This is a genomic window from Myxococcus sp. CA051A (genome assembly GCF_013336705.1).
Lineage (GTDB): Bacteria > Myxococcota > Myxococcia > Myxococcales > Myxococcaceae > Myxococcus > Myxococcus llanfairpwllgwyngyllgogerychwyrndrobwllllantysiliogogogochensis.
In genome coordinates, this window is sequence record NZ_JABUMS010000021.1 from 58,153 (window position 1) to 84,726 (window position 26,574).

A 26,574-nucleotide genomic window follows, 5' to 3' on the forward strand; every position below is an offset into this window, starting at 1 on the left:
TCGCGGGTGACTTCGATGCCACCCCCAGGGCCGACCTACTTCGAGCCGCTGCTCATGAGCGTGAGGAGGCGGTCCGCGAGCCTGAAGGTGATTTCCTGCTCCAGCGGGTCCATGGTTCCGATGAAGAAGCCCAGGCCCGTCTCGATGCGGTTCGCGATTTCGGCGTAGAGCGCGCGGCCCGCCGCCGTGAGCGTGTTGACCACGGTGCGCCGGTCGTCGGGATGCCGGGTTCGTGCGACCAGGCCCCGGTGCTCCAGCCGGTCCACCACGCCGGTGATGCTCTTGTCATTGATGTCCGCGAGCCGCGAAAGCTCACCGGTGTGCAGGGGCCCGTCGTAGCCCAGCCAGAGAATCACGTGGAACTGGGGCGAGCTGAGGTCCTCTTCCTGGCAGAGCTGGCTGATGGGGTCCCGGAGGACGGCCCGTGCCCGGTTGAAGCTCATCAGCTTCTGCAGAAGGCTGGCCCCCAGCTCGCGCTGCGCGGGGGTGCACTTGAGCGGGGAGGGTGTCGCCTTCTTCGCGCCCTTCTTCGTCCGGACCATGCCCGGCGAGAAATACACCACATCACGGATACTCCGCAATGTGGGCTGACCACGCCGTGACGGACGGGGCGACCGGGAGCGCCGAACACCGGGCTGGCGAGGGGCCCCCCCAGCCGTTACCAACCGCCGCCTAATTCGAGAGGGAACGAATGGACCTGGATCTGAAGAACAAGGTTGCGCTGGTGAGCGGCTCCACGGCGGGCATTGGCCTGTCCATCGTGGAGGCCCTGGCCCGGGAGGGCGCGGAGGTCATCGTCAATGGACGCACGAAGGAGCGCGTGGACGCGGCCATCGCGGAGGTCCGCCGCAAGCAGCCGGACGCGAAGCTGCGCGGAGTTCCGGGAGACCTGGGCACGAGCGAGGGCGCGGCGCTGATGGTCAAGGCCGTTCCCCATGTGGACATCCTGGTCAACAACCTGGGCGTGTTCGAGCCCAAGCCCTTCGAGGCCATCTCCGACGAGGACTGGCTGAACATCTTCGACGTGAACGTGATGAGCGGCGTGCGGCTCAGCCGGCACTACCTCAAGGGCATGCGCGAGAAGAACTGGGGCCGCATCGTCTTCATCTCCAGCGAGTCCGGTGTGCAGATTCCCGTGGAGATGATTCACTACGGCGTCACGAAGACGGCGCAGATTGCCCTGGCGCGCGGAATCGCGGAGGGCCTGTCCGGGACGAACATCACCTCGAACTCCATCCTCCCCGGGCCCACTCGCTCCGAAGGCGTGGAGGAGTTCCTCAAGAGCCTGTCGAAGCAGCAGGGCGTGGACGTGGCCACGGTGGAGCGCGAGTTCTTCAAGAGCGCGCGGCCGTCGTCGCTGCTCCAGCGCTTCGCGCGCACGGACGAGGTCGCCTCGCTGGTGGCCTTCGTGTGCAGCCCGCAGGCGTCGGGCATCAACGGCTCGGCGCTGCGCGTGGATGGCGGAGTGGTGCGCGCCATTCCTTGAGTGCGACCCCTGACGGGGTTGACGTCTGAAAAACAAAAGGCCCGATGTCCTCGCGGGCATCGGGCCTTGTACTGATATCTCGTGTCGAGGCGTCAGGCCTGGTTCGCCATGCCTCGCGTCGTGTCCTCGGCCGTCTTGCCGCTCAACAGCGCGCTGCTCGCGTAGAGGGCCAGCCCCATCACCCCGAGCGCCGCCGCTTCCGTCTGGGCCGCGAAGGCGACGCCCATCCACGTCATCACTCCGGTTCCCATCGCGAACGCCGCCGCCACCGCCCCCGCTGCCTTCCTCATCCGCTCGCTCCCTGTCTGCCGGGCCCAGGGGCCCGTTGTGGAACCAAAACTCCTCTCCCTCAACAGACTTCAATTCGCGTGCCGCGCACACACGGTGCGGAATGAGAAGCCACGTGCCCCGCAGTGGGAAAATGTCTTCCATCAACAGGAGGGAGACTGTCGAAAACACCGGGCCATCCCCCCGTCCGATGCCAGTAATTCTTCCCGGACCGCGGGAGGTCGAATCGCTGGGCATTTCGTAACCCACGACGATCCATGGGTTTTCCCTCCCAGGGCTGCATGGCACACCCGCTGCTATGGCAACCGCGCCGGGTAGGACGGGACGAGTTCCGCGGGTGCGGGACTCCAAGAGACATCCGCAGCGACGAGGGAGAGGACGATGGGCAAGACGAGCGCGGGGTTCTGGACGGTGTTGGGGGTGATGCTCCTGGGCGGGTGTGCGCACCAGCCTGCGGTGAAGGTGGACAACGCCGAGCAGCCTTACCGCATTGGACGGGAGGATGTGCTGGACGTCGCGGTGTGGCGCGACGCGGAGCTGTCTCGCACGCTGCCGGTTCGCCCCGACGGCTACATCTCCATGCCGATGGTGGGCGAGGTGCTGGCCGCGGGCAAGACGCCGACGGAGCTGGCCGAGGCGTTGAAGAGCAGCTTCCAGCCGTATGTGCAGGAGCCGCGCGTGACTGTGATTGTCCGCGAGGTCAACAGCAGCCGCGTGTTCGTCACCGGCGAAGTCACGCATCCGGGCGCCTATCCGCTGCGCGGCCGCGTGTCGCTCATCCAGGCCATCGCCCTGGCGGGCGGCTTCACCGACTTCGCCAACTCGGATGGCATCGTCGTCATCCGCAGCGACGGCAACGGCGGGCAGATTCCGGTGCGCTACAGCGACCTCATCTCTCCCGACGGGAGCCAGGACGTCATGCTTCGGCCCGGTGACACCATCGTCGTGCCGTGAAGCGTCGTCGGAAGTCGAGTGAGGGGTCCATGGACGGTGGGTGGCGTAGGCGAGGGAGGACGACGGTGAAGGGCGACTGGAAGAAGTGGCTGCTGACGGGCCTCATGCTCACCGCGCCGGCCGTACCGGCGGCGACCGTGTGGGAGCCTCGGCTGAGAATCGCCGCCGAGGAACGCTACGACGACGACCTGCGCCTGGGCGCGGGCGCCACGGGCGGCCAGCTGATGACGAAGCTGTCGCCGCGCCTGGGGGTCGAGGGCAGGGACGAACGGCTGAACCTCAACGGCTACTACGGCGCGGACGTGCTGATGCGGCACGGCTCCGGCAAGGTGACGTTGGACCACCGCGGGGCACTGGAGCTGCGGCACCTGTTGTCGCGGCGGCTCCGGGTGGACACGAACGTGCGCGTCTTCCGCGTCACGGACCCCACCTCGCTGCCTCGCGATGGTCTGGCCCGCTCGACGTCACCCACGTTCTTCACGCAGGCCCGGTTGGGACTCACCGCGCGCGCGTCGGAGCGGGTGGACGTGCGCGTGGGTTACGGAATCGAAGTGGTGCGCATCCTCGAGAGCGGCCAGGAGCCGGGCTATGCCCACACGCCGTCCCTGGAGGTGATGTACCGCACCACGCGCCGGCTGACCCTGGGCGTGGAGTACCGCTACCAGGGCTTCTATTACGACAACTCCCTGTCCCAGGCGCATGGCGTGGCGGGCACGTTGCGCTATCGCCTGACGCGGCCCACCACGCTCATCGTTCGCGGTGGACCGGTGCGCTACCTGGCGCCGGACGGGCAGGAGGGCGGGTGGGTTCCTCGCGTGAATGTGGAGCTGGCGCGCGAGGGTGAGCTGTTCGACCTGGGCTTCGCCGTGGGGCACGACCTGGTCGGCGCCAGCGGTTTCGCCACCGCGCTGTGGGCGGACTACGCGTCGCTGATGCTGGCGCGGCGGTTCGACCACCAGTTCTCGGCGTTTGGAGCGGCCAGCTTCTTCCGCAACGGGCGAGCGCCCTCGCGGGACTGGACGACGTTTGGCAGCACCCCCCTGGTTTCCCAGGGGTACGCGGTAGGTGCAGGGGTGGAGTACCGCTTCAGCCGCCAGGTGGCGGCTCAGGGAGCGGTGGACCGGATTGCCCAGGTGGGCGTGGCGGAGTCGGCGGGCGCTGCGGGAGATCTGACGCGCAACGTTTTCGCTGTCCGTCTCATCGTGACGGCGTGGTGACAACACGTGAGTGGGTTGGTGGAGGAGCGGATCATGGAGCGTGGGATGACGGCGGACCAGCTGTTGGCCTCTCTCTGGCGCCGCAAGGCGTTGGTGGGAGCCATCACAGCAGCGGTATTCGCGGTGGGAGCGGCCATCGTGATGACGCGGCCGAGCATGTACGAAGCGTCGGCGGTGGTCCGCGTGGAGCCGCAGCGGCCAGGGGAGGAAATGGTGCAGCGCACGGTGAGCGAGCTCATCGAGCAAAGGCTGCTCACGGTGCGCCAGGAGCTCATGGCACGCCCCGTGCTCCAGAAGGCCATCGAGGAAATGAACCTCTATCCGGACATCGTGTCCGAGAAGGGCATGGAGACGGCGGTTGCGCAGATGCGCAAGGACCTGCAGGTGCGCGTGGAGGGTGAGACGGCGTTCGAAATCACCTACACCAACCGCGACCCGCAGGTGGCCGCGCAGGTGGCCAACCGGCTGCCGACCATCTTCTCCGAGGAGACGCTGAAGCTGCGCCAGGCGCAGGCGGCGCGTGCCACGGACCTCTTCACCGAGGAAATGGGCAGCATGGGCAAGGCGGTCTCCAACTGGGAGCGAAAGATTTCCCAGTTCAAGGTGGACCACCTGGGCGAGCTGCCCGAGCAGATGGAGATGAACATGCGAGGGCTCGAGCGCGTGTCGCACGAGCTGCAGACGAAGTCGGAGGAGCTGCGCGTGGCGGAAGCGCGCCGTTCGGACCTGGCGCGGGCTCGCAACGCGGTGGACAGCGAGGCCGGTCGCCTGGAGTCGGCGGAGAGCGGGCTGACGCGGGCCCTGGTGAATGCACGGACGACGTGGACGGAGGACCACCCGGAGATCAAGCGCATGCAGTCCGAACTGGACGGGATGACGACGCGCCGCAAGGAGGCCGAAGGCCGCCTGTGGGCGGAGCGTGCCGAGCGCGGCCGGGTGGTGGGGCTCATCGAGGCCATCCAGAAGGACATCGTCGACCTGCAGGGCAAGGCGGAGGCGTACCAGGCCCGGCTGAACAACACGCCGAAGTGGGCGCACGAGCTGGGGGTGATGAACCGCGACTACGAAATCGCGCGCACCAAGTACCAGAGCGTGGTGAGCCGCAAGGTGGAGGCGGAGATTGCCCAGGAGCTGGAGGCCAAGAGCTCCAAGAGCCTGTTCAACGTCATCTCCCCCGCGGGCGTGCCGGTGACGGCGGCGAGGCCGGACCGGATGACGGGGCTGGTGATTGCCCTGCTGGTGGCGCTGGGCCTGGGCATCCTCACGGGCGCGGTGCTGGAGATGCGTGACGACAGCCTGCGCGATGGCTCGGAAGTGCGCCAGCGCCTGACGCTGCCGGTGTTGGCGGTGGTGCCGGACATGCAGGGCAAGACGGAGCGGCGCGTGCTGATGCCGTCCCAGGGCGGACGCAACAACGTGTCCTCCCCCACCTCTTTGAACTGACACCCAAAGGAAAGGACGGAAACCGAACATGGACCAGACGATGGAGCGGGCGGGCAACTTCCTCCCGCGGGTGGATGAGAACTCGACGAACCCGAACGCGGTGGACCGGCGGGTGGTGACGCTGACCGCGCCGGCCTCGGCGGCGGCGGAGCAGTACCGCAGCCTGTATTACCGGCTGGAGCGGATGCGGGAGCTGCGCCCCATGAAGGTGGTGGCGCTGACCTCCGCGATGCCCGGCGAGGGCAAGACGGTGACGAGCGTCAACCTGGCGATGGCGGCGGCCCGGGCGAATCCGGACCGGCGCATCCTGCTGGTGGACGCGGACCTGCGGCGCGGCGGTGTGGCGGCCACGCTGGGGGTGCGCAACAAGACGGGCCTGGCGGAGCTGTTGTCCGGCGAGGTGGAGGTGCGGGACGTGGTGCGTCGCTTCGCGGCCACGCGCCTGGCCCTCATCCCCGCCGGCACCGCGCCGGAGGAGCCCTCGCAGGTGCTGGCCAGCCCTCGGATGAAGCAGTTCCTCAAGGCGGTGCGTGAGGGCTTCGACGAGGTGTACATCGACCTGCCGCCGACGCTGCCGTTCGCGGACGCGGCCATCCTGGGGCACCAGGTGGACGGGGTGCTGATGGTCATCCGCGCCAACGTGACGCCGGGCAAGACGGTGCACCAGGCGGTGGAGCAGCTGGCCGGCGCGCCCGTGTTGGGGTGCGTGCTCAACGGCGCGGAGGTGCATGCGACGCCGTACCTGAAGAACTACGAGAAGCAGAAGTAGAGGGCGGTAGCCTCCGCCCCGCGTCCCGGTGACGGGAGTGGGGCGGAGGTGACGAGTCGAGGGGGCGGGTCGTGAGTCGGGCGGGTTGGTTGGAGGGGCACGTGCTCCGGGTTTTTCACCACTATTTTTCTGCCAAGAAGCTGACGTTCTTCCTCGCCGAGAGCTCGGCGATCGCACTGGCCTGCGTGATGGGCGCGGCGGCCTGTGCGGCACTCTTCGCGCCTGCTGGGACACGGCCGCCGCTCACGGCGCTGTGGCCCACGCTGCTGGGCCTGGGCGCGGCCTTCGTGGTCACGTTCCAGTTCACGCTGTACCTGTTGGATTTGTATGACTTGCGCGTCGCCGCGGAGGACCGGGCGCGGGGCTACCGCTTCCTGAAGGCCGCGGGTGTCACGGCGATGGTGACCGGTGGGGTGATGCTGGTGGCCCCGCTGGTGCTGCCCGTCGCGCTGCCTCCTGGCGCGCTGCTCGGTGGAGCCATGGGGGCGCTGGCGGGCACGCTGGTCGTCCGGGTGTCCATTCGCGCGCTGGTGGGGGCGCCGCACGCGGTGCTCATCGTCGGTGATGGCCTCAAGGCCCGCGCGGTGGCGACCGCCATCGAAGCGGGCGGCGAGGGCAGCTACCGCGTCGTCGCGCTGGTGGACCCACGCACCACGGAGGAACCCCTGGAGCAGATGGCGGCCCGCATGGGCGCGGCATATGTCGTGCAGGCTGCTGACGACATGCGCGGGGCCAACTGGGTGGACTCACTGCTGAGCTGTCGGCTGCAAGGCCGCCGCGTTTATGACGCGACGGGCTTCTGCGAGCGGGTGCTGCGGCGGATTCCGGTGCAGTTCCTCCGGGCGAGCGACTTCGCCTTCGCGGACGAGCTGACGGTGTCTCCGTTGCGGCGGGCGCTGAAGCGGGCCTTCGACCTGGCGGTGGCGTCGCTGCTCCTGGCGTTGTCGGCACCCTTCCTGCTTCTGGTGGCGGTGGCCATCAAGCTGGATTCGAAGGGGCCTGTCTTCTACCGACAGGAGCGCACGGGGCTGGGAGGCGTGACGTACTACCTGTGGAAGTTCCGCAGCATGCGGACGGACGCGGAGAAGAACGGCGCGGTGTGGGCTCGTGCGAACGATGACCGTGTCACCCGGGTGGGCAAGTTCATCCGGCGCACGCGAATCGACGAGATTCCCCAGGTGTTCAACGTGTTGATGGGGGAGATGAGCTTCGTGGGTCCGCGTCCGGAGCGGCCCGTGTTTGTCGAGCAACTCAAGCAGCAGATTCCCTTCTACGGACTGCGTGAGGCAGTGAAGCCGGGCCTGACGGGCTGGGCCCAGATTCGCTACCCCTACGGAGCCTCCGTGGAGGATGCGCGCAACAAGCTGGAGTTCGACCTGTACTACGTGAAGAACGGCTCGCTGTTCCTGGACGTGGGCATCATTTTCCACACCGTGAGGCATGTTTTGCTCGGGCGTGGAGCTCGGTAGGCACACCTCTCGTCGGCCTTCCCTCGAGGGAGGGAAGGTCGGGCGGGGACTCGCCAGGGGTGGCGGGTTTGGGCGTCGTGGATGGGGGTTGGGTCATGGTGGGGATGGACATGGATTCGCAGCTCCCGGAGTCGTGGGAGGAAGCCCGTGCTCGCAGGGAGCGTGAGCGTGAACGGGAGACGGACCGCAACGAGCTGATGCAGCCGCACCTGCAGCGGCCCACGCGCATCGTCGCCATTGGCGGCGGCACGGGGTTGCCCATGGTGCTGCGCGGCCTGGCGAAGCGCGCGGCGCCCAAGCCGGGCGACCCGGGCGTGGACATCACCGCCGTGGTGGCGATGAGCGACGACGGGGGCAGCTCCGGCCGCCTGCGCCGGCTGCACGGCGCGCTGCCTCCGGGTGACATCCGAAATTGTCTGGTGGCGCTGGCCGGAGGGCGAAGCGCGCTGAAGGAAGTGTTCCAGTTCCGCTTCGGTGGGGCGCGGGGGTTGGCCGGTCACGCGGTGGGCAACCTGCTCATCGCCGCGCTGGCGGAGCTCAAGGGCGACTTCATGGAGGCGGTGCGCATGTCCGGCGAGCTGCTGGGCGCGCGCGGCACGGTGCTGCCGTCCACGCTGGCCTCCGTGCAACTGGTGGCGCAGATGCATGACGACACGGAGGTCGTCGGCGAGCGCAACATCTGCCGGGCGCAGGGGAGGGTGCGCAAGGTGACGCTCAGCCCGCGCTCGCCGCCTCCGGTGGAGGGCCTGCTGGAGGCCATCTACACCGCGGACCTGGTGGCGATTGGCCCGGGCTCGCTGTACTCGAGCCTCTTGCCCAATCTGCTGGTGGACGGCGTGGCCCAGGCGCTGAAGGAGACGCGCGCGCTCAAGGTCATGGTGGCCAACCTGATGACGCAGCCGGGGGAGACGGACGGCATGTCGTGCCTGGACCACGTGCAGGCGGTGCGAGAGCACGTGGGCCCCGTGCTGGACGCGGTGCTGGTGAACGGCACGCTGCCGGCGCCGGACGCCATGCGGCGGTACGGGCGGCGGGGCTCGTTCCCCGTCGACGTGGACACTCGCGAGCTCATCGCCGCGGGGGTGGTGCCGGTGCGGGCCGACCTCCTCAAGGATGGGTCGAGGATCCGACACGACAGCCGCAAGGTCGCCGCCTGCCTGTTGAAGATGGCGCGCAGCGGCTTGTAGCCACGCCTTCCCATCACCACCTTGGGCGCCCGAACATGGAAGCAACCCTGAGCAACCCCGGGCCGCGCGTCGTCGAAGTCGACGACCGTGCGGCCTTCATGGCCCTGGAGTCGGAGTGGAACGCGCTGGTGGAGGCGACGTCCGGCGAGGTGTTCTACCGGCACGAGTTCCTGCGCATCTGGCTGGACAACTTTGCCCCCGGCGCGCGCCTGCGCGTGCTGACGCTGCGGGACGCGGATGGCCAGCTGAGCGCGGCGCTGCCGCTGTGGGAGGAGCGCACCACGCTGTACGGCGTGCCGGTGCGTCAGCTCTCCGGCGCGGCCAATGCGCACTCGTGTCGCTTTGACCTGCTGGCCCGCGAGCCGGAGGTCGCCGCGGCCCTGTTCCTCTCGCACCTGCGACGGCGGGGCGGGTGGGACGTGCTGCGTTTGACAGACGTGCCGGATGGGGGCTCGGCGTGGCGACTGCACGCGGCGGCCCGCAGCGCGGACATGCCCGTGGGGGCGTGGGAGTCGCTCCAGTCTCCGTACATTCCGCTGCCCGCCACGCGGGAGAAGTACCAGGCGTCGCTTCAGGCGAAGTTCAAGGCGAACTGCCGGCGTCGGCGTCGCAAGCTGGAGGAGAAGGGCCGCGTCACCTTCGAGCGGGTGGAGGGCGGGCTCGATTTGGAGCGCACGCTGGAGGACGGCTTCCTGCTGGAGCAGAGCGGCTGGAAGGGCGAGCGCGGCACGGCCATGGCGCAGGACGCGGCGACGCGCGGCTTCTACACGGAGCTGGGGCGCGACGCGGCCTACCGCAAGAAGCTGGCGCTGTACTTCCTGCGGCTGGATGGCCGGCCGGTGGCCTTCCACTACGGCCTGGAAGACGGCGGGCGCTACTTCCTCTTGAAGCCTGGCTACGACGAGGCGCTGCGCGAGTGCAGCCCGGGCCAGCTCCTGATGGAGGAAGTGGTGGGAGCCTGCATCGACCGGGGCCTGCGCGAGTTCGATTTCCTGGGGCCGGACATGGTGTGGAAGCGCGACTGGACCGACCAGGTCCGGCGCCACACGTGGCTCTACATCTTCAACGACTCCGCCTTCGGCCGGGCGCTGTGCGCGGCCAAGTTCCGGTGGAGCCCGGCGGTGAAAGAGGTGGTGGCGAAATGGAAGCGATGACTCCCCCGGGCAAGATGTTCGTGCCGTCCCTGCCCACGCTGTGGCCTGGCATGTTGCTGTCCAAGCCCCGGCCCGGAGCACTGCCGCCGTTCTCGTCCCCCAACGTCCGCTACTTCTACTTCGCCCGCAACGCCGTGTGGCTCACGGTGAAGATGCTGGGGTTGGACAAGGGCGAAGTCCTGATGCCGTCGTACCACCATGGCGTGGAGGTGGAGGCGCTGGTGGACGCGGGCGCCACGCCGCGGTTCTACCGGGTGGGCAGCCGGTGGGACGTGGACCTGGAGGACGTGGCGCGGCGCATCGGTCCGAAGACGAAGGCGCTGTACCTGACGCACTACGCGGGCTTCCCGGGCCCGGTGGAAGAGATGCGCAAGCTGGCGGACCAGCACGGGCTGGTGCTGATTGAGGACTGCGCGCTGTCGCTCCTGTCGTCGGATGGCTCGGTGCCGCTCGGGACGACGGGGGACGTGGGCATCTACTGTCTTTACAAGACGCTGCCCGTGCCGAACGGTGGCGCGCTGGTGGTGAACGGGCCGCGCTCCTACAGCCTGCCGGAGCCTCCGTCGCCGCCGTCCGCGTCGACCTTCAGTCACACGGTGTCCGCGCTGCTGCAGAACCTGGAGCTGCGCGGCGGAGTGGCGGGGCGCACGCTGCGGGGCTTCGTCCGCACGCTGGGGCACGGCACGGTGAAGGCGGCGAGCATCGAGCGCGTGGCCACGGGTACGCAGCACTTCGACCGCAAGCATGTGGACCTGGGCATGAGCCCGCTGACGAAGCGGATCGCCCTGGCGCAGGATTTGGAGTCCATCGTCGAGAAACGGCGACGCAACTACTTCTACCTGCTGGGCCGGCTGCGGGACGTGGTGCCGCCGCTGTTCAACCAGTTGCCGCCCGGCGCGTGTCCACTCTTCTTCCCGATGGTGGTGCAGGAGAAGGCGGAGGTGCTCGCGCGGCTGAGGGCGAAGGGCATCGATGCCATCGACTTCTGGAAGCGCTTCCATCCGGCGTGTGACGCGGGGGCGTTCCCCGAGGTGGCGCAGTTGCGGCGCAGCATCGTGGAGATTCCGTGTCACCAGGACCTGTCGCCGGAGGTGATGGCGGACGTGGCGCTGGTGGTGCGCGACGCGGTGCGAGCGGAGAAGCGGTCGAAGAAGCGCGCGGGATGAGTGGGTCTGCGGGGATGGGAGGGGCGGTTCTCCCCTCCGAGGAGGCGGGACGGTGATTCGCGAAGACGAGCTGAGGCAGGGGCCGCGCGCCGCGCAGCGGCTGGACGTGAGCGCCGTGGGCAGTCTGTCCGCGCTGGCGGGAATGCGCGCGGAGTGGGATTCGCTGCTGGATTCGAGCCACGCGGGGCCCTTCAATTCATGGGAGTGGTTGTATCCGTGGTGCCGGCGCATCGAACCGGGGCGGAGGCCCTTGGTCCTGACGGCGCGAGATGCGGCGGGGACGCTGGTGGGGCTGTTGCCGCTGGGGTTGGAGACGCGTCGGGTGACGGGTGCTCGGGTGCGGCGCCTGGGCTTCCTGGGCGAGACGCACGTGGGCAGTGACTACCTGGACGTCGTGGCCCGGAGGGGCGCGGAGCGCGAGGTTGCGGGGGCCTTCGCGCGGATGCTGGTGGCGCTGCGCGAGGAGTGGGACGTGCTGGATTTGACGGACCTGCGCGAGGACTCCGTCACGGTGGACGTTCTGCGCGCGGCCTTCTCCGGACAGGACGTGCGGCTGTCGGAGCGGTACGTGTGTCCGTACGACGTGTTGGACCCGCGCGAGCCGTTCGACGCGTTCCTCAAGCGCACGGGTCGGCGTGACAACTACCTGCGGCGGCGCAAGTGGCTGGAGAAGCAGGATGGCTACCGCATAGAGCGCACCGAGGCGCCGGGTGAGCTGGCCGGGCCGATGACGGACTTCTTCCGACTGCACTCGGCGCGGTGGGCGGAGGACGGTGGCTCGCAGGGCATCAAGGGCACGGGTGTGGAGTCGTTCCACCGGGACGCGACGCAATTGCTCGCGGAGCGGGGACGGCTGCGGCTGTACACGATGAAGGTGGGCGGCCGGGCCGTGGCTTCGGTGTACGGCATCGTGCACGGGGACCGCTTCGTGTACTTCCAGTCCGGGTATGACCCGGAGTGGCGCAACCGCAGCGTGGGCCTGGTGCTGGTGGGCGAGACGTTCAAGGACGCGATGGAGGCCGGGCTCACCGAGTACGACTTCCTGCGAGGCACCGAGACGTACAAGTCCGACTGGGTGTCGAAGCAGCGGCGCACGGTGTCCGTGCGCGTGCACAGCGGGACGCGCGCGGGGGCCTGGTTCACCCGGGCGGAGGAGCTGGCGCGCAAGGGGCGCAACGCGGCGAAGCAGGTGATGCCGGGCACGTGGGTGGAGAAGGTGCGCCGGTTCCGGCGTCGCCGTGCCGCGGTGGATTGAGGACGTCGCGGTGAGGCCAGGCGACCGGCATCGTGCGTAGGGCGAGGCCGGAGGCGGGCGTCCGATGCGAGCAGAAGAGGGCGGCGGCGTGAATGGCCGCGCGCCCTTTCGCTCGCGGCCTTTCGCTCAGGGCGTGCTGGTTGCGTCGGGCGGCATCGCGGCGACGTACGTGAAGCCCGACTCACTGGGGCTCTGCCAGGCCGCCTTGAAGTCCGCCCACGAGTAGACCTCCTCGCGGTTCTGATAGGGATTGTAGACGCGTACGTACGTCTGTCCCTGGGCGTTCTCGGTGATGTCGACCACGCTCACCCAGTGGGTGATGTCCTGGTCCGAGGTGCGCACCGACTCCAGCATTCCGTTGTCGGCGCCGTCGATGTTGACGAGGACCATCAATGCGCCGCCGTCGTCGAGGATGCGTTGCACGGCCTCGGGCGTGGGGTTCTGCGCGTGGTTGTTGTTGTACGTGTTGGTGGCGCTGAAGCTGCCGTCCAGGTCCGTCATGGTCGGGTCGTTCTCGGAGCCCGCCTGCTGACCGACGATTCTCCAGCCCTCGCTGGCCAGGAAGGTCTCCAGGTGGGTGGAGTTCGTCAGCATCTCGCCGTTGCTCAGGATGCCTCGGTAATCGGAGCCGAGGTTGGCGAAGCGGGTGAGGCCGTCCACGAGCTCCATCCCCATGACGGAGAGGGCGGACAGCTCTCCGCACAGGTTGCCGTGGGTGTAGTCCTTGCCCTCGCCGTTGAGGATGGCGCCGATGTTCAGGTACTGGGCGATGGGGTCTTGTCCCGCGGAGTGGTTCGCGGCCCACTCGCCGACGCTGCCTTCGCCCCAGGGCCACCCGCGTGAGGTGCCGATGAGAGGCGTCTCCGCCGCCACGCCGGTTTCAGGCAGGGGCCCGAAGTAGAGGGACATCTCTTCCTCGACCAGCGTGGCCCAGTGCTCTTCGGCCGTCGCGCGCTGCTCTTCCGGCGACAGCTCGCTCCAGTCCTCCGTCAGGGGTGGAGGAGACAGGGACGGGTCGCGAATCCACGCGGGGGCCATGTCCTCGACGTGCTGGCTCCAATTCTCACGGATGCCGTTCAGGACGCTCGCCTGGGCCGTGGCATCCAGATGGTGCCAGGCGCCGTGCAGCCATGGCGGAGGGCCGCCTTGTTCGAGCCAGGCGGGGACGGGGAGCGAGGTGCCCGTGTCCGCCACCACCATGTTCGCGATCTCCGGTGGAAGGTTCGCCCGGGCCAGCGCGGCCTCTCGTTCCGGGCCAGGGGGAGCGGAGAGAATCGTGTTCACCGTGCTCCCCGGCACGGAGCCCGCGATGGAGTACTCGGGGTGCTGCTTCAGCCAGGTCTCCGACGCGGTCCATTCGCGCGTCGTGGGGTCGTAGATGTTGTTGCCCTGGCGGATGACGACGTGGCCCGTGGTGCCCTCGGCGCCGGGGCGGCTGTCCTTCAGGAAGAGGACCTCCGAGCGTGCGCGGATGACGGCGGGCGCCAGCGACAGGAAGTCCGCGATCGCGTCCAGGCAGTTTACCCGGCCGTCCTTCGCGTTCTCGCTCGCGAGCGAGGTGCCGGGCGCGGAGGTTCCATCGGTCGCGAGGTCAGGGCCTCGCGTCTGGGGTTGCGCGGTCTTGAATGAGTCGGGCTTCTTGGCGTCCAGGCTCGCGGCCTGGGCGGCGAGCCTCGTGAGTTCTTCCAACATGCGCCGGGCCGCTTCTTCCGCCGCACGCCGCGCGGCTTCCTCCGCGGCACGACGGGCCTGCTCCGCCGCGACATTCGCGACGGGCGATGCGTCCTTCGAGATACGAGTCGACATGTCTCCCCCTCTTCAGTCACGGTGCTGCACTGCGGTCACGATGTAACACTGTGACGGCACGCGAAATCAACGGCTCGGGATGTTTCAGGGTGAGCAGGTGCGAGCGCTTCTCTTCCAGGGGCTCGCGGAACAGGATGCAGGAGGATGTCTGTCCCCGTCTTTCGTCGGCCCCGTTGTCAGCGCTGCAACCTCCCGCAGCACCTGTGCCTGTGCGCAGAGATTCCCCAGGTCGCGACGCGCACCCGCATCGTCCTGCTCCAGCACATCGTGGAGACATGGAAGAAGAGCAACACCGGGCGGGTGGCCGCGCTCGCGCTGTCGAACGCGAAGCTGCTCACCTACGGCGCGCCGGACGAGTCCTTCGACACGTCGGTCCTCTCCGAGCCGGGCACCTGGATGCTCTTCCCAGACGGTCCCTCCGCACCGCCGGATGCCCCCGCGCCCCGACAGCTCGTGGTGCTGGACGGGAGCTGGTCCCAGGCTCGGCGGATGTCTCAACGCATCCCCGTCCTCCGGACGCTTCCAAGACTCGTCCTCCCACCGCCCGAGTCCGGAATGCTCATGCTCCGCGCGCCCACGCATCCGTCCGGGATGTCCACCCTCGACGCGATAGCCCGCGCGGTGGCGATGCTGGAAGGACCCGAGGCGGCGGCGGCGCTGGAGCGACTGGCCGCGCTGCGAGTTCAGCGCATCGCCGAGTGCGGCACGCTCAACTGACTCCGCCGCACAGGGCCCGTCCACTCACGGACCCAGCTCGACAACTGTGTGGACCACGCGGGCTTCCAGAGTGGAAGCCCGGACCCATCACGGAACCGCGGCCACCTCGGAGCGCAGCTGGGCAATCGCGGGCAGGAGCTGCGGAGGCTGCATGTTGCGCGGCACCTCGACGGAGAACCGCTCGAAGTGCTCCAGCGCCTTGAGCTTGTCGTCGCGGCGCAGCGCGAGGCTGCCCAGGAAGATGAGCGCCTCCTGCGCGTCGGGCCACGTGTTGACCAGCTCGGTCAGCTCCGCCTCGGCGCCCTCCATGTCCCCTCGAGTGGCGCGCAGCACGCCCCGGTGCACGCGCAGCTCGACGTGGAACGGGTCCACCGCCAGGCCCTTGGCCGTCACCGTCGCGGCCTCGTCGAACTGCTGACGACGGATCAACTCGTGGCTGAGCATGGACGCGGAGTCCAGGTCGAACGGATTGGCCTCCAGCCGCGCGCGCGCCTCCTCCATCTCCGCGCCTTCCGGCTGCTGCGCGCCCATGCCGCCCTGCTGCGGCGCCTGACCCTGCCCGGGGGCGCCCGGAGGCATGCGGCCCGTGGCCTCCTGCCCGTCGGTGCGCGCCTGCTGCTCGGAGACGAGCAGGTAGCCCAGTCCTCCGAAGAACAGGACGATGCCGGCGCCCCACAGCGCGCCAGACAACTGCGGATTGCGCGCCGACCAGCCAGTGGGCGCGGGCGCCTGCTGCGTCCGGGCGCGCGGCTCCCCACTGGACGCCTTGCGCTTGAGGTGCTCGTCCTTGGCGCGAAAGGCCGCGGCGGCCTCGTGCTCCAGGCGGGACTTCTCCGCGGCGTACTGCTCGGCGGCCAGGTTGTGTTTGTCCGCCTCCAGGGTGCGCAGCTGGTCGATGAGCGACTGCGCGCGCTGGCCCAGGTCGTCGAGCACACCATCCTTGGGCTCGGGCGTGGTGAGCGCGCCCTTGCGACGCATGAAGAGCAGCCACGCGGCGGCGGCGATGAAGGCCACGGCGAGGACGATGATACCGGGCAACCAGTTGGTCGGCTGTTGCTGCATGGCTTAGCGCTCCAGCTCCCGGCGCACGGCCTGGAGGTAGGGGTCGGCGTCATCCGCCGCGGAAGGGGTGCCCGGAGTGGGGGCGGAAGGAGTGGCCGGCGTGGCCGCCGTGGCCTGCGGGGGCGGTCCTTGCTGGACCTGTCGCCAGATGACGAACCCGCCCACCATGAGGAGCGCGACGGGGCCCAGCCAGACGAACCAGTTGAAGCCCTCCGCCTTGGGCTCCAGCAGCACCCACTCTCCGTAACGCGACACGAAGAAGTCGACGACTTCCTGGTCGTTCTTCCCCTCGGAGACCAGCTCGCGGACCATGTCGAGCTGCGCGCGCGCCATGGAGGACGGGCTGTCGGAGATGGAGAGGCCCTGGCACACCGCGCAGCGCAACGTCTTGCCGAGCTGCTGGACGCGGACCTCGAGTTCGGGCGCGAGAGGCTCGCTCGCCGCCTGCTGGGGCGCGAACTGGCCGGTGATGAGGCCGAATGCAAGGGTCAGGGAAAGCAGGGCGGCGGTCATCGGAACTCCCGGGAGCCGTCTCTACCTAGCTCTACCGGGCCCGTGTTGGACAGTGAAACCTGAGCGCCGGACGCCCGCCCCGCCGCCCGGGCTGTAGGTGGGCATCCGTCACGGTGTCAGCGCAGGGGCTCGAAGGAAGGTCCGAGCACGGGGTCCACGGTGAGCACGTACGTGTCCCGGGCCGGGTAGAGCTCGAGCGGCAGGGCCACCGGATGACGGGGCGTTATCGGGCCTCCATTCTTCGTGGAGGAGGTCACCATCCGCCCATCCACCAGCAGGATGGCCCAGAACAGCTCGCCCTTGCTCAGGTCCTCCGGATGGTGCCGGGCGATGGCCGCGCGAGGTACCGCGGGGAGCTCCGCCAAGGCCTTCACCCGAGGGGGCGACTCCAGCCTCCCATCCGCCCGGTAGCGCACCTGCGCGAGCATGGCCCGGCGTGGGTGCTTCAGTGACGCTGCGAGCACCGCGACGTTCAGCCTGCCCGCCGGGTCCATCCACAGCCCGGGCTCCGAGCTGGGAAGCGCTCTGAGCCCAGGCAGGCGGGTGCTGGCGACGCGGGTGAGCCCACCTCCGGCACGGCTGCGCACATGGTGCAGGTCCAGTCCTTCGGCCGTGTCCTCGACGAGCACCACGCTGATGGCGTCTCCCAGGGAGTCGGGCTGGATGGTGGCGCGCGAGGCGATGGGTTTTCCTGGCAGCCGCACGCGCCCCACCTCGCGGCCGGGGGTGACCTCCGTCGAATCGAGGGTGGACTGGAAGCGGAGGAGCCGAAGCTCCCTCCCGCCCGCGGCGATGAAGGGAATGAACAGCTCACCGGCGGCTGTCTGGAGGGGCGGACGCACCAGGGACTCGGGGGGCGCCTCCAGGTCCATGCGAAACGGATGCTCGGTGGTTGCGGGCTCCGCCAGGGCCATCACCGAGGCGCCCTTGCGCCAGACCACCCAGTCGACACACGGCGCGCCCTGTGTGTTGTTGGTCCACGGCGCCAGGGCGTCTCTGGAGCCGGGCTCGACAGGGCCGAGGATGGTCGCGGGACTCCACCGCACGCCCCACTCACTGTCGTCCGTCGCGTCCGCATAGACGCCCGCGACGAGCATCGGCTGGCCCTCAATCTCCTGGAACCACGTGGCGAAGACGCTGCTGCGATACCTGGCCGCCACGTCGAAGCCCAAGGACGCGGAACCCGAGGTCGACGCGACGATCTCGAACTCGACGGGCGTCGACTCCACCGAGAGCGCCGGCTGCTCCAGCCGCGCCTCCAGGCGATAGCGTCCGGGACGGGTGACGGGAAGCCACTCGTGCAGCTCCAGCACGGACTCGAGCGCCTGTCCCACGCCGAGCCTCACGCGCGGGGCGGCGTCGGGGGAGACGGCGTGGTCTGGATTGCGAAGGGTGAACTCGCGCGCGTTGGCGCTGCGGCCCTGGGGATACTCCGGGCCCGTGAGCGTGTACGTGAGCGTGTCATCTGCGTTCCGGAAGGGGTCCGCCAGCTCCACCGGAGATGGGCCCTCGTTGCGCACGGTGACGCGCGGGATGCGGTCCTCGATGGCGGTGAAGCGCTCCTGGGGCAGGTTGATCTGGATGCGCACGGAGGGACCTCCAGTCGGCTTGGAAGGACTCGGGGTGGGGCGAGGGGGCGTGCTCGCGAGCGTCAGCGACACGAGGACCGCGTGGCAGGCCAGGAGAATTGGGCTCATGGCCGGGCGTTCCGACTTCCGATGCTGCTCAGCGCCTGTTTGTTCCAGCCCCGGAGTCGTAGCAGGCACATGCCACAGAACCGTCGTTCCACGGAGAAGTCGTAACCCATCAGACAATCGCTCCCGTCCTGGTCATGCTGTTCAGTCCTCGCGCCGGTGGGCACCCGGTGGACCGGGAAGGGGGCATGGGGAAGGAAGAGCTGATGGCCCACCTCGTGGGCGATGGTCTGCACGAGCGAGTTGGCGCCGCCGCTGTAGTTCCTCGCGGTTCCGCATTGCACGACGGCGCAGCGAGCGCGGTCCTTCGAGGGAAACTCCTGGGAGAATCCATTGACGCGACTGCTCCCAGGTTCTGTTTCGAGATTGTAGAGGCCATTGAACTGCAGGAGCACGATGCCCGGCGTGCCGCCGGTGGGCTCGTCGAAGGCCGTGACGAGGATGCTCTTGGCCCAGTCCTTACAGAGACGATGGTACCTGTGTTCCTTGTTGTCCCTACTCGCGACCTTGCCGGAATCGAGCCAGAGAGAAGCGGTGGCGCGCCCACCTCCGCGCAGCCGCTTCACTTCGTCGAGAAAGTTCGGGTAGGTGCGAAAAGTGAGGGCATGCGGGCCCGCAGCGTATTGGTCCACGGAGGGGTCGATGGCGGCGCGGACCTCCGGCGACAGGGCAGCGACGGCTCGGGCGATGCGTGAGTTGTAGGTGGCCGCGTCCATGGCGGTGACACCGCCGCTGCGGTCTTCCAGTCGAAGAAAGGCACGCGCGAAGTGTTGCTGGAGGTCGGCGATGCAGACGCTGGTGACGCTCGGGTGCTTGCGCAGCACGCGCGAGATGTGGACCTCGCGCCAGGACTCGAAGATGCCGGTGCGGGCCTGGATGGCGGCGGGGAGCGGAGCCTCGTCCTCGACGTCCAGCACGACGCCGCCGTCCTTCCGCTTGTCGTAGGCAAGCTGCACCGTCACGCGCCAGGCGTCACCCGCGATGCGTGAGGGCTGGAACACCACACCCGTTCGCCCCGCGAAGGCGCCGCGGGTCCACGGCAGGCTGTACGCCGCCCACTTGCGCTTCGAACACGGCACGACGCGGAAGGGGAACGCTCCGTCCCGGGGCTCGGCCTGCGGGGTGTAACCGGTCTGCCGAGGGAAGACCGTCGCGGAGGGCTGGCCGCGCTTGCCGCCCACGTCGCGGTGCGCGTTGTCTCCCTTGGGGCGTGAGGTCTGGCATTGCCGCGCCAGCGCGTGCTCCAGATAGGCGCGGGCGAGGGGCGAGTGCGGGGTGAGGTCCTCGGACTCGTCTTCCCAATCCCAGAGGAAGCGCACCCTGCCGAGCGCGCGGGGAGCGTCGACGCGACGGTTCCGTGAGTCCTTGAGCCACGCGCGGGCGAAGATGGGGACATCGGGCCCCATGCCCCACGCGCGGCGGTATTGCCGGACGTCCGTGTCGTCGCTCATCTCCTCGATGCGTGTCTTGAAGAGGTTGCTGACGAGTCGAATCTCCGCCCGCTCTCCGTCGGACGGAAGCCGCCCGAGCGCCGTCGCCACGTCGCGGTCCCGTTGTCGCGTGAGCACGCGGGAGTCACCCAGCTCCAGCTCAATCCCATCCACCAGGACATGGAAGAACGTCCAGGCGACAGGGCACTCCGGGAGGCCCGCGCCCTGGAGTGTCAGCTTGAGCTTGTAGGGCGAGTGCTCCACGGTGACGACGCCATCGGGAAAGGCCTCGCACGCGGTGACGGTGCCGTCCCAGGGCAGGCGGTGCTCGCCGCCCGTGAGCTCCTCGGCGGTCAGGTCCCGGGTCCACAGGGGCTTCTTCGCGTGGCGGGTGAACAGCTCCAGGCGACCGACGCGCACGAGGTGGGCGTCATTGGAGAGCCGATAGGTCAGCTCCGCGGGCTCCACTTCGGGCACGAAGTGGAAGTCATCTTCGGGAGCCTCGGTGGTGCGTGTGCGGAGTCCCGGGCGATGGAAGCGGGAGGTCGCGCCGCCGGGGATGGAGAGCCGGAAGTCCGTGACGCCGAAGCTGGCGAGACGAAGCCGGTTGCGATTGCGTCCACTGGGAGGAGTGAGCGCGACATGGGCCGAGAGAGCGAGGCGTGCCATGGCGGGGGCTCACGTGTCGTGACGGCGAATCAGCTCGCGTTGCACGTCCGCGAGCTGACCTGTTTCCGCGAGTCCATGGTGGCGCTGGAAGGCGCGCACCGCGGCGCGAGTGCGGGGCCCGGGAGCGCCGCGCTCGCCTTCGATGAGGAAGCCCAGGTTGTGCAGTCGTTCCTGGGCGGCCGTCATCGCGTCGGCGTCGAAGGTCGCGGGGGATTCGAGGTGCAGCGCCCAGCTCAGCAGGTCGGGCGAGGGCTCCACCGAGGCGTGCGTGTCCATGAAGTCGCTGGCGACGATGGACGGGGGATATCGGGGAGGCTGGCCGGGGCGGGTTGCTACGGGGGGCGGAGGCTCGTCGGGGCCCGGGTCGGGCGGAGGCAGGTGCAACAGCAGCTCACCGGTGGCGAGGCCGGGGACCTCGTGGGAGAGCGAGCCATCGGAGGCTGTCGTGCCGCAGTGCTCGGTGCGTCCCACTCGGAGGACGTACTCACGTCCCGCGTAGGGCTGTTCCCTCGGGTCCAACAGGATGATGTGCAGGCGTCGTTGCTTCAGCGTGAAGGTGCTCGTGTTACCTGTCCGGATCGGTGCCGTCCTCGGACTGACCATGCCGCGTCCCCCGTGCTTCGACTCGCCCAGGTGCCGTCACCGTGATGCCGTTGACGCCAAAATAAGCGCAGTGCTCCTGAACCCGGAATCGAGTGACAGTGAGGAATCCACAATTCTGTCGGTTGGGTGAAACCCGCCGAACCTGTCAGGTCATGGAGGTGACGCGGTCCTGGCCTGGTGGGTAGGGCGAGTGATCGCTCCTCGACGCGGTCGTGTCCCAGGGGGAGAGGTGCCCGAGCAGGTGGGTCAGCCCGCCGCTGATTTGTGAGCGTCGAGAAGGGCCTCCGCGGGTGGCGGGGGTACTTCTTCCCGTGGGTGCGGGGGCCGTTGCCGTCCGGCTCCGAACACGGCGTAGAGGACCGGCAGCACCACCAGGGTGAGCAGGGTGGAGGAGATGACTCCGCCGATGACGACGGTGGCGAGAGGTCGTTGGACCTCCGCTCCCACGCCGGTGTTGAGCGCCATGGGCAGGAACCCGATGGCGGCCACGGCGGCTGTCATCAGCACGGGTCTCAAGCGTGAGAGGGCCGCTTCGCGGAGGGCTTCGCTCAACGCGTGGCCTTCATCGAGGAGGGCGCGTACGCGTGAGACGAGCACCATGTCTCCCAGCACCGATACGCCGGAGAGGGCGATGAAGCCCACGGCGGCGGAGATGGAGAAGGGCAGGCCCCGAAGCAGGAGCGCGAGCACGCCGCCCACCAGGGCGAAGGGCACGCCCGCGAAGATGCGCACGGCGTCGAGCACGCGCCGATAGGTGAGGTAGAGCAGGAGGAAGATGAGGGCCAGCGCCAGCGGCACCACGATGAGCAGGCGCGCCTGTGCCCGCTCCAGGTGTTCGAACTGTCCGCCGAAGCGGAGGTAGTAGCCCGAGGGCAGCTCCAGCTTTTCGTCCAGGCTGTGGCGCACTTCATCGACGAAGCCGCCGAGGTCCCGGTCGCGCACGTTGGCCTGCACGACGATGCGGCGCTTGCCCCACTCGCGCTGGAGCGTGGTGGGCCCGGACACCTCACGGATGCGGGCCAACCGCCCCAGCGGCACACGCGCTCCCCCGGGCGCCGTCACCGGTACCGTGGCCAGCTTCGCCGGGTCATCGCGGTACTCCTCGGACAGCCGCACGGCCAGGTCGAAGCGCCGCTCGCCCTCGCGCACCTCGCCCACGCTTCGGGTACCCACCGCCTCCACGATGTCGAGCACCGCGCGGGTGGAGATGCCGTGGCGGGCCACGGCCTCCCGGTCCACCGTCACCTCCAGCACGGGCTGACCCGTGAGCTGCTCCACGGTGACGTCGGCGGCGCCTGGGATGGCCTTGACGAGACCCTCCAGCTCACGGGCCTTGGCCTTCAGCACGTCCAGGTCATCCCCGAAGAGCTTGATGCCCACGTCGCCTCGCACGCCGGCGATCATCTCGTTGACGCGCATCTCGATGGGCTGGAGGAACACCATGCGCATCCCGGGCAGGTCCGCCAGCTCCGCCTTCATCTCCGCGACCAGTTCATCCTGCGTCGTGGCTCGCTTCCAGGTGTCCCGAGGCTGGAGGGTGATGAAGACGTCGGACAGCTCGATGCCCATGGGGTCCGTGGCCACCTCCGCCGTGCCGGTGCGCGTCCACACGCGCCGCACTTCATCGGGGAAGCGGGTGAGGAGCACCTTCTCTATCTGCGTGCCGTAGCGGACGGATTCGGTGAGGGACACCTCGGCCAGGCGCACGGTGTTGATGACGAGCGTGCCTTCGGACAAGCGCGGGACGAACTCGCTGCCGAGCTGCGTGGCGGCGATGAGCGCACCCACGACGAGCAGCCCCGCGCCGACGAGGACAGCCCGGGTGTGACGGAGGGCCCAGTCGAGCACGGGCTGGTAGCGGCGCTTGAGGAAGGTGACGAGGCGCGGCTCGCGGTGCTGTCCCCCGCCGCGCTTCAGGGCGAAGGATGCCAGCACCGGCATCAACGTCATGGAGAGCAGCGCGCTGCCCAGCAGGGCGAAGATGACGGTGAGCGCCATGGGGCGGAACAGCCTCCCCTCCACGCCCTCCAGCGCGAGGATGGGCAGATACACCACCAGGATGATGAGCTCACCGAAGAGGGTGGGCCCGCGCACCTCGACGGCGGCGTCGCGCACGACTTCGAGGAGGGAGCGGCTCCCTCGGGCCTCGGCGAGCCGCCGCTCCGCGTTCTCCACGAGGATGACGGACGAGTCGACGACGAGCCCGAAGTCGATGGCTCCCAAGGACATGAGGGTGCCGGCGATGCCGAATTGCAGCATCGCGTTGAAGGCAAACAGCAGGGACAGGGGAATCGCCGCCGCGACGATGAGGCCCGCGCGCCAGTTGCCCAGGAACAGGAAGAGGACGGCGATGACGAGCAGCGCGCCTTCCAGCAGGTTCGTGCGCACCGTGCGCAGCACATGGTCCACCAGTTCGGTGCGCTCGTAGACGGGCTCCACGGAGAGGTCCTGGGGCAGGGCGCGCTTCACCTCCTCGAGTCGCTGCGCCAGCGCCTTCGTCACCGTGTGGGAGTTCTCTCCCACCAGCATGAAGCCCAGGCCCAGGACGGCCTCTCCTTCGCCATCCGCCGTGGTGGCGCCCCGGCGGATTTCATGGCCCACCTCCACGCGGGCCACATCGCGGATGCGCACGGGCACGCCGTCATGCGCCGCGACGACGACGTCCTCGACGGCCTTGCCGCTCTCCAGGATGCCCACGCCGAGGACGAGGCTCGCCGCGCCTCCGCGCTCCACCACGCCACCGCCCACGTTCGCGTTGTTCTCCTCCAGCGCCCGGTAGACGTCCTGCAGGGAGAGGTTGAACTGTTGCAGGCGGCGCGGCTCCACCACGACGTGCCACTGCTTCTCCTCACCGCCCCAGGCGTTCACCTCGGCGACGCCGGGCACGCTGCGCAGGCGCGGCGCGATGATGCCGTCATGCAGGGTGCGCAGCTCCTCCAGGCTCTTCGTCCGGCTCTTGACGACGTAGTGGAAGACCTCGCCCAGGCCCGTGGCCACCGGTCCCAGCGAGGGACGCTCGATGCCCGCTGGGACTTCCACGCGGCCAAGCCGCTCGGCAACCTGTTGCCGTGCGAACCACAGGTCCGTGCCGTCGCTGAACTGGAGCGTCACCTGGGACAGCCCGAACTTGGAGATGGAGCGCAGCTCGCTGACGCGGGGCAGGCCCGCCAGTGATTGCTCGATGGGGATGGTGAGCTGCCGCTCCACCTCCAGGGGCGTGAGGGCCGGGGCCACGGTGTTGACCTGCACCTGCGTGGGTGTCGTGTCCGGGATGGCGTCGATGGGCAGCGCCCGGAAGGACAAGAGCCCCGAGATGATGAGGGCCAGGGTGCCGACGAGGACGGCTCCGCGATGCGTCAGCGACCAGTCGATGACTCGGGTCAGCATGGTGGCTATTCGCCTTCCGCCGTCTCGCAGCAGCCCGCGCCGATGGACTCCTTGAGGATCTCCGTCTTGAGGAGGAAGGCGCCCGTGGTGACGACCTCTTGACCCTCGGAGAGGCCCTTCACCACCTCCACGACCTCACGAGTCCCGGCGCCCAGCTCCACCACGACGGGCTCGTAGAGTCCCGCGTCCTTCTTCACGAAGACGAGCGTGCGGCCCTCGGCGCGCTGGATGGCCGCGCGAGGGACGAGCAGGGCCTGATGTTCGGCGGCGACCTGCACGCGGGCTCGAAGAAAGAGGCCCGCCTTGAGGGCGCCCTCGGGGTTGGGCAGCTCCACGCGAGCGCGCACGGTGCGAGTGGTCGGGTCCACGGAGGCCCCCACGCGGGTGAGGGTGGCCTCGCGGGTTTCGCCCGGCATGCTCTCGAACGAGAGGGTGACGGGCTGTCCCGCGCGCACCACGCTGGCGTCCGCCTCGGGCACTTCCAGCAAGGCCCACAGGGTGCTCAGGTCGGCGATTTGAAGGAGCGTCTGTCCCGCGCCCACCTGTCTGCCGGGGACCGCGTCGCGGCTCACCACCGTGCCTGCGAATGGAGCTGTCAGCGTGTACGTCCCCTGCTGGCTGCTGGCGGAGGCGCCCGTGGCCGTCAGGGAGGCGCGGGCGGCGTCGCGCTCCGCCTCGGCCGCGACCACATCCGCCTGGGCCTGTTCAAGGCTCTTGCGCGCGCTGATGCCACTGTCGACGAGTGCCTGTTGGCGAGCGAGCGCGGCACGTGAGGCTTCCACGCGCGCCTGGGCCGAGGAGAGCCGACCCTGGTCCGCGCCCACCGCACCGGACGTCACCACCACGAGGGCCTGTCCGGCCTTCACCTCGTCGCCGACGTCGGCTCGGACTTCGACGATGAGCGCTTCGCCGCGAGTCGAGAGCTGGGCCCGGCGGTTGTTGTTGAAGTCGAGCTGACCGACGACCTCCAACGTGCGGGCAAAGGACCGCTTCTCCACGCGCCGGGTCTGGATGCCCGCCTCTCGTGCCGTCTCCGCCGAGGCGAGGCGAACGCGCGTGCCCGGCTCGGGGAAGGCGGGTGGCTCCGCGCCGGCGGCCTTCACGAGCTCCGGGTGGCAGTACGGACAGACGGACTCCGGGAAGCCGTGCTCCCGGCAGTAGTCACCGGCCTCGATGAACTTCGCGACGAGGGCTGGATGACACTTCGTACACTTCGACTCGGGGACCGCGTGCTCCTTGCACCAGTCCTTCGGCGCGGTGGCCTGCGCGGTGAAGGTGAGGTTTGGGTTGCATTGGAAGCACTGTGACTCGGGCACTCCGTGTTCCGCGCACCAGTCGTCTTGTGCCTTGAAGACGTCGATGAGGTCCGGGTTGCATTGAGTGCACAGCTCCGCGGGCACCTTGTGTTCACACAGGGGGATGGGCTGGGCGGGCCCGGAGGTGCCTCCCGCGACGGCCGACGACGCGGCGCGCTTCTCCGCCTCGGCGGGCTTGGATTCCTTGGAGCAGCTCGCCGCGCTCAGGCAGAGCAGGGCGCACAGCATCACCGGACCGACGCGGGAGGCAGGCATCTACTTCACGCCCTTCTTGGCGAGGTCGGGGTGGCAGAGGGAGCACTGGGATTCGGGCCGCTCGTGCTCCGCGCACCAGTCGCCCTTGGCCTTGAAGACGGCGGCGAGCTTCGGGTTGCAGCGCGTGCACAGGGACTTCTGCACGCCGTGCTCACACTTGGGCTTCTCGGCTTCGGAGGTCTGGGACTTCTCGGGGGCCTTGGGCGCTTCGGCCAGGGCAGGGGAGACGGTGAACAGCGCGACGAGCACGGACAGGGTACGCAGCGAACGCATGAGGAGACTCCAGCCGGGGCAGTCGCCCACGGCGGTGAATTCCCGCGCGACCAGGCGCGGGGACGTTGGACAAGGCTTCAGGCGACGAGGACGCGCATGCACGCGCACGCCCGGTGGGCATGCGGAGGGCACACGTCTCCCGTGAAGGGAGGCGTCAGGCTCTAGGCGGCTGGAAGATGTCGTCGGCCAGCCCGGAGAGGACCGGCTCGTCCACGCGGCCCGGCACGGGCGGCGGAGTGGGCGCGTCCGCGAGGTTCTCCAGGACGGGAACCGGCGCGGGAGTGGCCCTCAGCGGGCAGCACGGGCAGAGGACGCAGCTGGGAGCGCAGTCGGTGCACTCGTCGTCTTCTTCCTCCGCGCAGTCGGCGTGCGTATCCGAAGCGAAGGCCAGCGTCTGAAAGACGCCGCCCGTCATCAGGACGAGGAGCACGGCCAGGAATCGCAGGAGGAACCGCATCCAC

At 69.2% G+C, this 26,574-nt stretch carries 23 protein-coding genes; 11 read left to right on the plus strand and 12 right to left on the minus strand.

Annotation, left to right across the window (positions count from 1 at the left end; genetic code table 11):
* Positions 1 to 35: 35 nt before the first annotated feature.
* Positions 36 to 563, minus strand: a complete 528-nt coding sequence (locus HUA74_RS38945; protein ID WP_371817378.1) for a MarR family winged helix-turn-helix transcriptional regulator — start codon at positions 561 to 563, stop codon at positions 36 to 38.
* Between the two features lie 128 nt (positions 564 to 691).
* Between HUA74_RS38945 and HUA74_RS38950 the strand changes: the two genes are divergently transcribed.
* Positions 692 to 1,486 (plus strand): SDR family NAD(P)-dependent oxidoreductase, encoded by a 795-nt coding sequence (locus HUA74_RS38950; RefSeq protein ID WP_141645310.1) that lies wholly within the window; start codon positions 692 to 694, stop codon positions 1,484 to 1,486.
* 92 nt (positions 1,487 to 1,578) lie between these two features.
* Here the strand turns inward: HUA74_RS38950 and HUA74_RS38955 are convergent, their stop codons facing one another.
* Positions 1,579 to 1,776: a hypothetical protein gene (locus tag HUA74_RS38955; protein WP_141645311.1), complete on the minus strand. Its 198-nt coding sequence runs from the start codon at positions 1,774 to 1,776 to the stop codon at positions 1,579 to 1,581.
* 379 nt (positions 1,777 to 2,155) lie between these two features.
* On the opposite strand from HUA74_RS38955, the gene HUA74_RS38960 reads away from it, so the two are divergent.
* The 9 genes from HUA74_RS38960 to HUA74_RS39000 all read left to right on the plus strand — a co-directional run bounded on the left by HUA74_RS38960 (position 2,156) and on the right by HUA74_RS39000 (position 12,388).
* Entirely contained in the window at positions 2,156 to 2,728 is a 573-nt protein-coding gene (locus HUA74_RS38960; RefSeq protein WP_174458632.1) for a polysaccharide biosynthesis/export family protein, read from the plus strand.
* Positions 2,729 to 2,793: 65 nt separating this feature from the next.
* Complete coding sequence (locus HUA74_RS38965) at positions 2,794 to 3,945, plus strand: hypothetical protein (RefSeq protein ID WP_174458633.1); 1,152 nt, start codon at positions 2,794 to 2,796, stop codon at positions 3,943 to 3,945.
* A gap of 33 nt (positions 3,946 to 3,978) precedes the next feature.
* Positions 3,979 to 5,388, plus strand: a complete 1,410-nt coding sequence (locus HUA74_RS38970) for a Wzz/FepE/Etk N-terminal domain-containing protein (protein WP_174458634.1) — start codon at positions 3,979 to 3,981, stop codon at positions 5,386 to 5,388.
* A gap of 28 nt (positions 5,389 to 5,416) precedes the next feature.
* The gene (locus HUA74_RS38975) at positions 5,417 to 6,157 is read left to right on the plus strand and encodes a CpsD/CapB family tyrosine-protein kinase (RefSeq protein ID WP_141645315.1); all 741 of its coding nucleotides are present in this window, start codon (positions 5,417 to 5,419) and stop codon (positions 6,155 to 6,157) included.
* 101 nt (positions 6,158 to 6,258) lie between these two features.
* Positions 6,259 to 7,626: a polyisoprenyl-phosphate hexose-1-phosphate transferase ExoE gene (exoE, locus tag HUA74_RS38980; RefSeq protein ID WP_174458635.1), complete on the plus strand. Its 1,368-nt coding sequence runs from the start codon at positions 6,259 to 6,261 to the stop codon at positions 7,624 to 7,626.
* Between the two features lie 95 nt (positions 7,627 to 7,721).
* Positions 7,722 to 8,813, plus strand: coding sequence for a gluconeogenesis factor YvcK family protein (gene yvcK, locus HUA74_RS38985; RefSeq protein WP_174458636.1), 1,092 nt, complete (start codon positions 7,722 to 7,724; stop codon positions 8,811 to 8,813).
* A gap of 35 nt (positions 8,814 to 8,848) precedes the next feature.
* Positions 8,849 to 9,967, plus strand: coding sequence for a GNAT family N-acetyltransferase (locus HUA74_RS38990; RefSeq protein ID WP_174458637.1), 1,119 nt, complete (start codon positions 8,849 to 8,851; stop codon positions 9,965 to 9,967).
* Positions 9,955 to 11,133, plus strand: coding sequence for a DegT/DnrJ/EryC1/StrS family aminotransferase (locus HUA74_RS38995; RefSeq protein ID WP_371745776.1), 1,179 nt, complete (start codon positions 9,955 to 9,957; stop codon positions 11,131 to 11,133). Before HUA74_RS38990 ends, HUA74_RS38995 begins: the two co-directional genes overlap by 13 nt.
* Positions 11,134 to 11,185: 52 nt before the next feature.
* Positions 11,186 to 12,388, plus strand: coding sequence for a GNAT family N-acetyltransferase (locus HUA74_RS39000; protein ID WP_141648025.1), 1,203 nt, complete (start codon positions 11,186 to 11,188; stop codon positions 12,386 to 12,388).
* A gap of 126 nt (positions 12,389 to 12,514) precedes the next feature.
* On the opposite strand, the gene HUA74_RS39005 is transcribed toward HUA74_RS39000, so the two are convergent.
* Positions 12,515 to 14,194 (minus strand): hypothetical protein, encoded by a 1,680-nt coding sequence (locus tag HUA74_RS39005; protein WP_174458638.1) that lies wholly within the window; start codon positions 14,192 to 14,194, stop codon positions 12,515 to 12,517.
* Positions 14,195 to 14,338: 144 nt separating this feature from the next.
* Between HUA74_RS39005 and HUA74_RS39010 the strand changes: the two genes are divergently transcribed.
* Positions 14,339 to 14,911, plus strand: coding sequence for a tRNA-uridine aminocarboxypropyltransferase (locus HUA74_RS39010; RefSeq protein WP_174458639.1), 573 nt, complete (start codon positions 14,339 to 14,341; stop codon positions 14,909 to 14,911).
* An 87-nt stretch (positions 14,912 to 14,998) separates the two neighbouring features.
* Here the strand turns inward: HUA74_RS39010 and HUA74_RS39015 are convergent, their stop codons facing one another.
* The 9 genes from HUA74_RS39015 to HUA74_RS39055 form a co-directional block, all read right to left on the minus strand.
* Positions 14,999 to 15,973, minus strand: a complete 975-nt coding sequence (locus HUA74_RS39015) for a tetratricopeptide repeat protein (protein WP_141648029.1) — start codon at positions 15,971 to 15,973, stop codon at positions 14,999 to 15,001.
* Positions 15,974 to 15,976: 3 nt separating this feature from the next.
* Positions 15,977 to 16,486, minus strand: a complete 510-nt coding sequence (locus HUA74_RS39020; protein WP_174458640.1) for a cytochrome c-type biogenesis protein — start codon at positions 16,484 to 16,486, stop codon at positions 15,977 to 15,979.
* Positions 16,487 to 16,602: 116 nt separating this feature from the next.
* Positions 16,603 to 18,183 (minus strand): hypothetical protein, encoded by a 1,581-nt coding sequence (locus tag HUA74_RS39025; RefSeq protein ID WP_174458641.1) that lies wholly within the window; start codon positions 18,181 to 18,183, stop codon positions 16,603 to 16,605.
* Positions 18,180 to 20,279, minus strand: a complete 2,100-nt coding sequence (locus tag HUA74_RS39030; protein WP_174458642.1) for a hypothetical protein — start codon at positions 20,277 to 20,279, stop codon at positions 18,180 to 18,182. The genes HUA74_RS39025 and HUA74_RS39030 overlap by 4 nt, the downstream gene beginning before the upstream one ends.
* 9 nt (positions 20,280 to 20,288) lie before the next feature.
* Positions 20,289 to 20,882, minus strand: a complete 594-nt coding sequence (locus HUA74_RS39035; RefSeq protein ID WP_174458643.1) for a peptidoglycan-binding protein — start codon at positions 20,880 to 20,882, stop codon at positions 20,289 to 20,291.
* A gap of 246 nt (positions 20,883 to 21,128) precedes the next feature.
* Complete coding sequence (locus HUA74_RS39040) at positions 21,129 to 24,269, minus strand: efflux RND transporter permease subunit (RefSeq protein WP_174458644.1); 3,141 nt, start codon at positions 24,267 to 24,269, stop codon at positions 21,129 to 21,131.
* Between the two features lie 5 nt (positions 24,270 to 24,274).
* Positions 24,275 to 25,840, minus strand: a complete 1,566-nt coding sequence (locus tag HUA74_RS39045) for an efflux RND transporter periplasmic adaptor subunit (protein ID WP_174458645.1) — start codon at positions 25,838 to 25,840, stop codon at positions 24,275 to 24,277.
* Positions 25,841 to 26,113 carry a hypothetical protein gene (locus HUA74_RS39050; protein ID WP_174458646.1) on the minus strand — a complete coding sequence of 91 codons (273 nt, stop codon included), beginning with the start codon at positions 26,111 to 26,113 and terminating at the stop codon, positions 25,841 to 25,843.
* A 154-nt stretch (positions 26,114 to 26,267) separates the two neighbouring features.
* Complete coding sequence (locus tag HUA74_RS39055; protein WP_141643313.1) at positions 26,268 to 26,570, minus strand: hypothetical protein; 303 nt, start codon at positions 26,568 to 26,570, stop codon at positions 26,268 to 26,270.
* Between the last annotated feature and the right edge of the window lie 4 nt (positions 26,571 to 26,574).

Bases quoted from the DNA above. Each gene is read 5' to 3' on its own strand.
- HUA74_RS38950 (WP_141645310.1), top strand. From the start codon at position 692: ATGGACCTGGATCTGAAGAACAAGGTTGCGCTGGTGAGCGGCTCCACG.
- HUA74_RS38955 (WP_141645311.1), bottom strand. From the start codon at position 1,776: ATGAGGAAGGCAGCGGGGGCGGTGGCGGCGGCGTTCGCGATGGGAACC.
- HUA74_RS38960 (WP_174458632.1), top strand. From the start codon at position 2,156: ATGGGCAAGACGAGCGCGGGGTTCTGGACGGTGTTGGGGGTGATGCTC.
- HUA74_RS38970 (WP_174458634.1), top strand. From the start codon at position 3,979: ATGGAGCGTGGGATGACGGCGGACCAGCTGTTGGCCTCTCTCTGGCGC.
- HUA74_RS38975 (WP_141645315.1), top strand. From the start codon at position 5,417: ATGGACCAGACGATGGAGCGGGCGGGCAACTTCCTCCCGCGGGTGGAT.
- yvcK (WP_174458636.1), top strand. From the start codon at position 7,722: ATGGTGGGGATGGACATGGATTCGCAGCTCCCGGAGTCGTGGGAGGAA.
- HUA74_RS38990 (WP_174458637.1), top strand. From the start codon at position 8,849: ATGGAAGCAACCCTGAGCAACCCCGGGCCGCGCGTCGTCGAAGTCGAC.
- HUA74_RS38995 (WP_371745776.1), top strand. From the start codon at position 9,955: ATGGAAGCGATGACTCCCCCGGGCAAGATGTTCGTGCCGTCCCTGCCC.
- HUA74_RS39005 (WP_174458638.1), bottom strand. From the start codon at position 14,194: ATGTCGACTCGTATCTCGAAGGACGCATCGCCCGTCGCGAATGTCGCG.
- HUA74_RS39010 (WP_174458639.1), top strand. From the start codon at position 14,339: ATGTCTGTCCCCGTCTTTCGTCGGCCCCGTTGTCAGCGCTGCAACCTC.
- HUA74_RS39015 (WP_141648029.1), bottom strand. From the start codon at position 15,973: ATGCAGCAACAGCCGACCAACTGGTTGCCCGGTATCATCGTCCTCGCC.
- HUA74_RS39020 (WP_174458640.1), bottom strand. From the start codon at position 16,486: ATGACCGCCGCCCTGCTTTCCCTGACCCTTGCATTCGGCCTCATCACC.
- HUA74_RS39025 (WP_174458641.1), bottom strand. From the start codon at position 18,183: ATGAGCCCAATTCTCCTGGCCTGCCACGCGGTCCTCGTGTCGCTGACG.
- HUA74_RS39030 (WP_174458642.1), bottom strand. From the start codon at position 20,279: ATGGCACGCCTCGCTCTCTCGGCCCATGTCGCGCTCACTCCTCCCAGT.
- HUA74_RS39035 (WP_174458643.1), bottom strand. From the start codon at position 20,882: ATGGTCAGTCCGAGGACGGCACCGATCCGGACAGGTAACACGAGCACC.
- HUA74_RS39040 (WP_174458644.1), bottom strand. From the start codon at position 24,269: ATGCTGACCCGAGTCATCGACTGGTCGCTGACGCATCGCGGAGCCGTC.
- HUA74_RS39045 (WP_174458645.1), bottom strand. From the start codon at position 25,840: ATGCCTGCCTCCCGCGTCGGTCCGGTGATGCTGTGCGCCCTGCTCTGC.
- HUA74_RS39050 (WP_174458646.1), bottom strand. From the start codon at position 26,113: ATGCGTTCGCTGCGTACCCTGTCCGTGCTCGTCGCGCTGTTCACCGTC.
- HUA74_RS39055 (WP_141643313.1), bottom strand. From the start codon at position 26,570: ATGCGGTTCCTCCTGCGATTCCTGGCCGTGCTCCTCGTCCTGATGACG.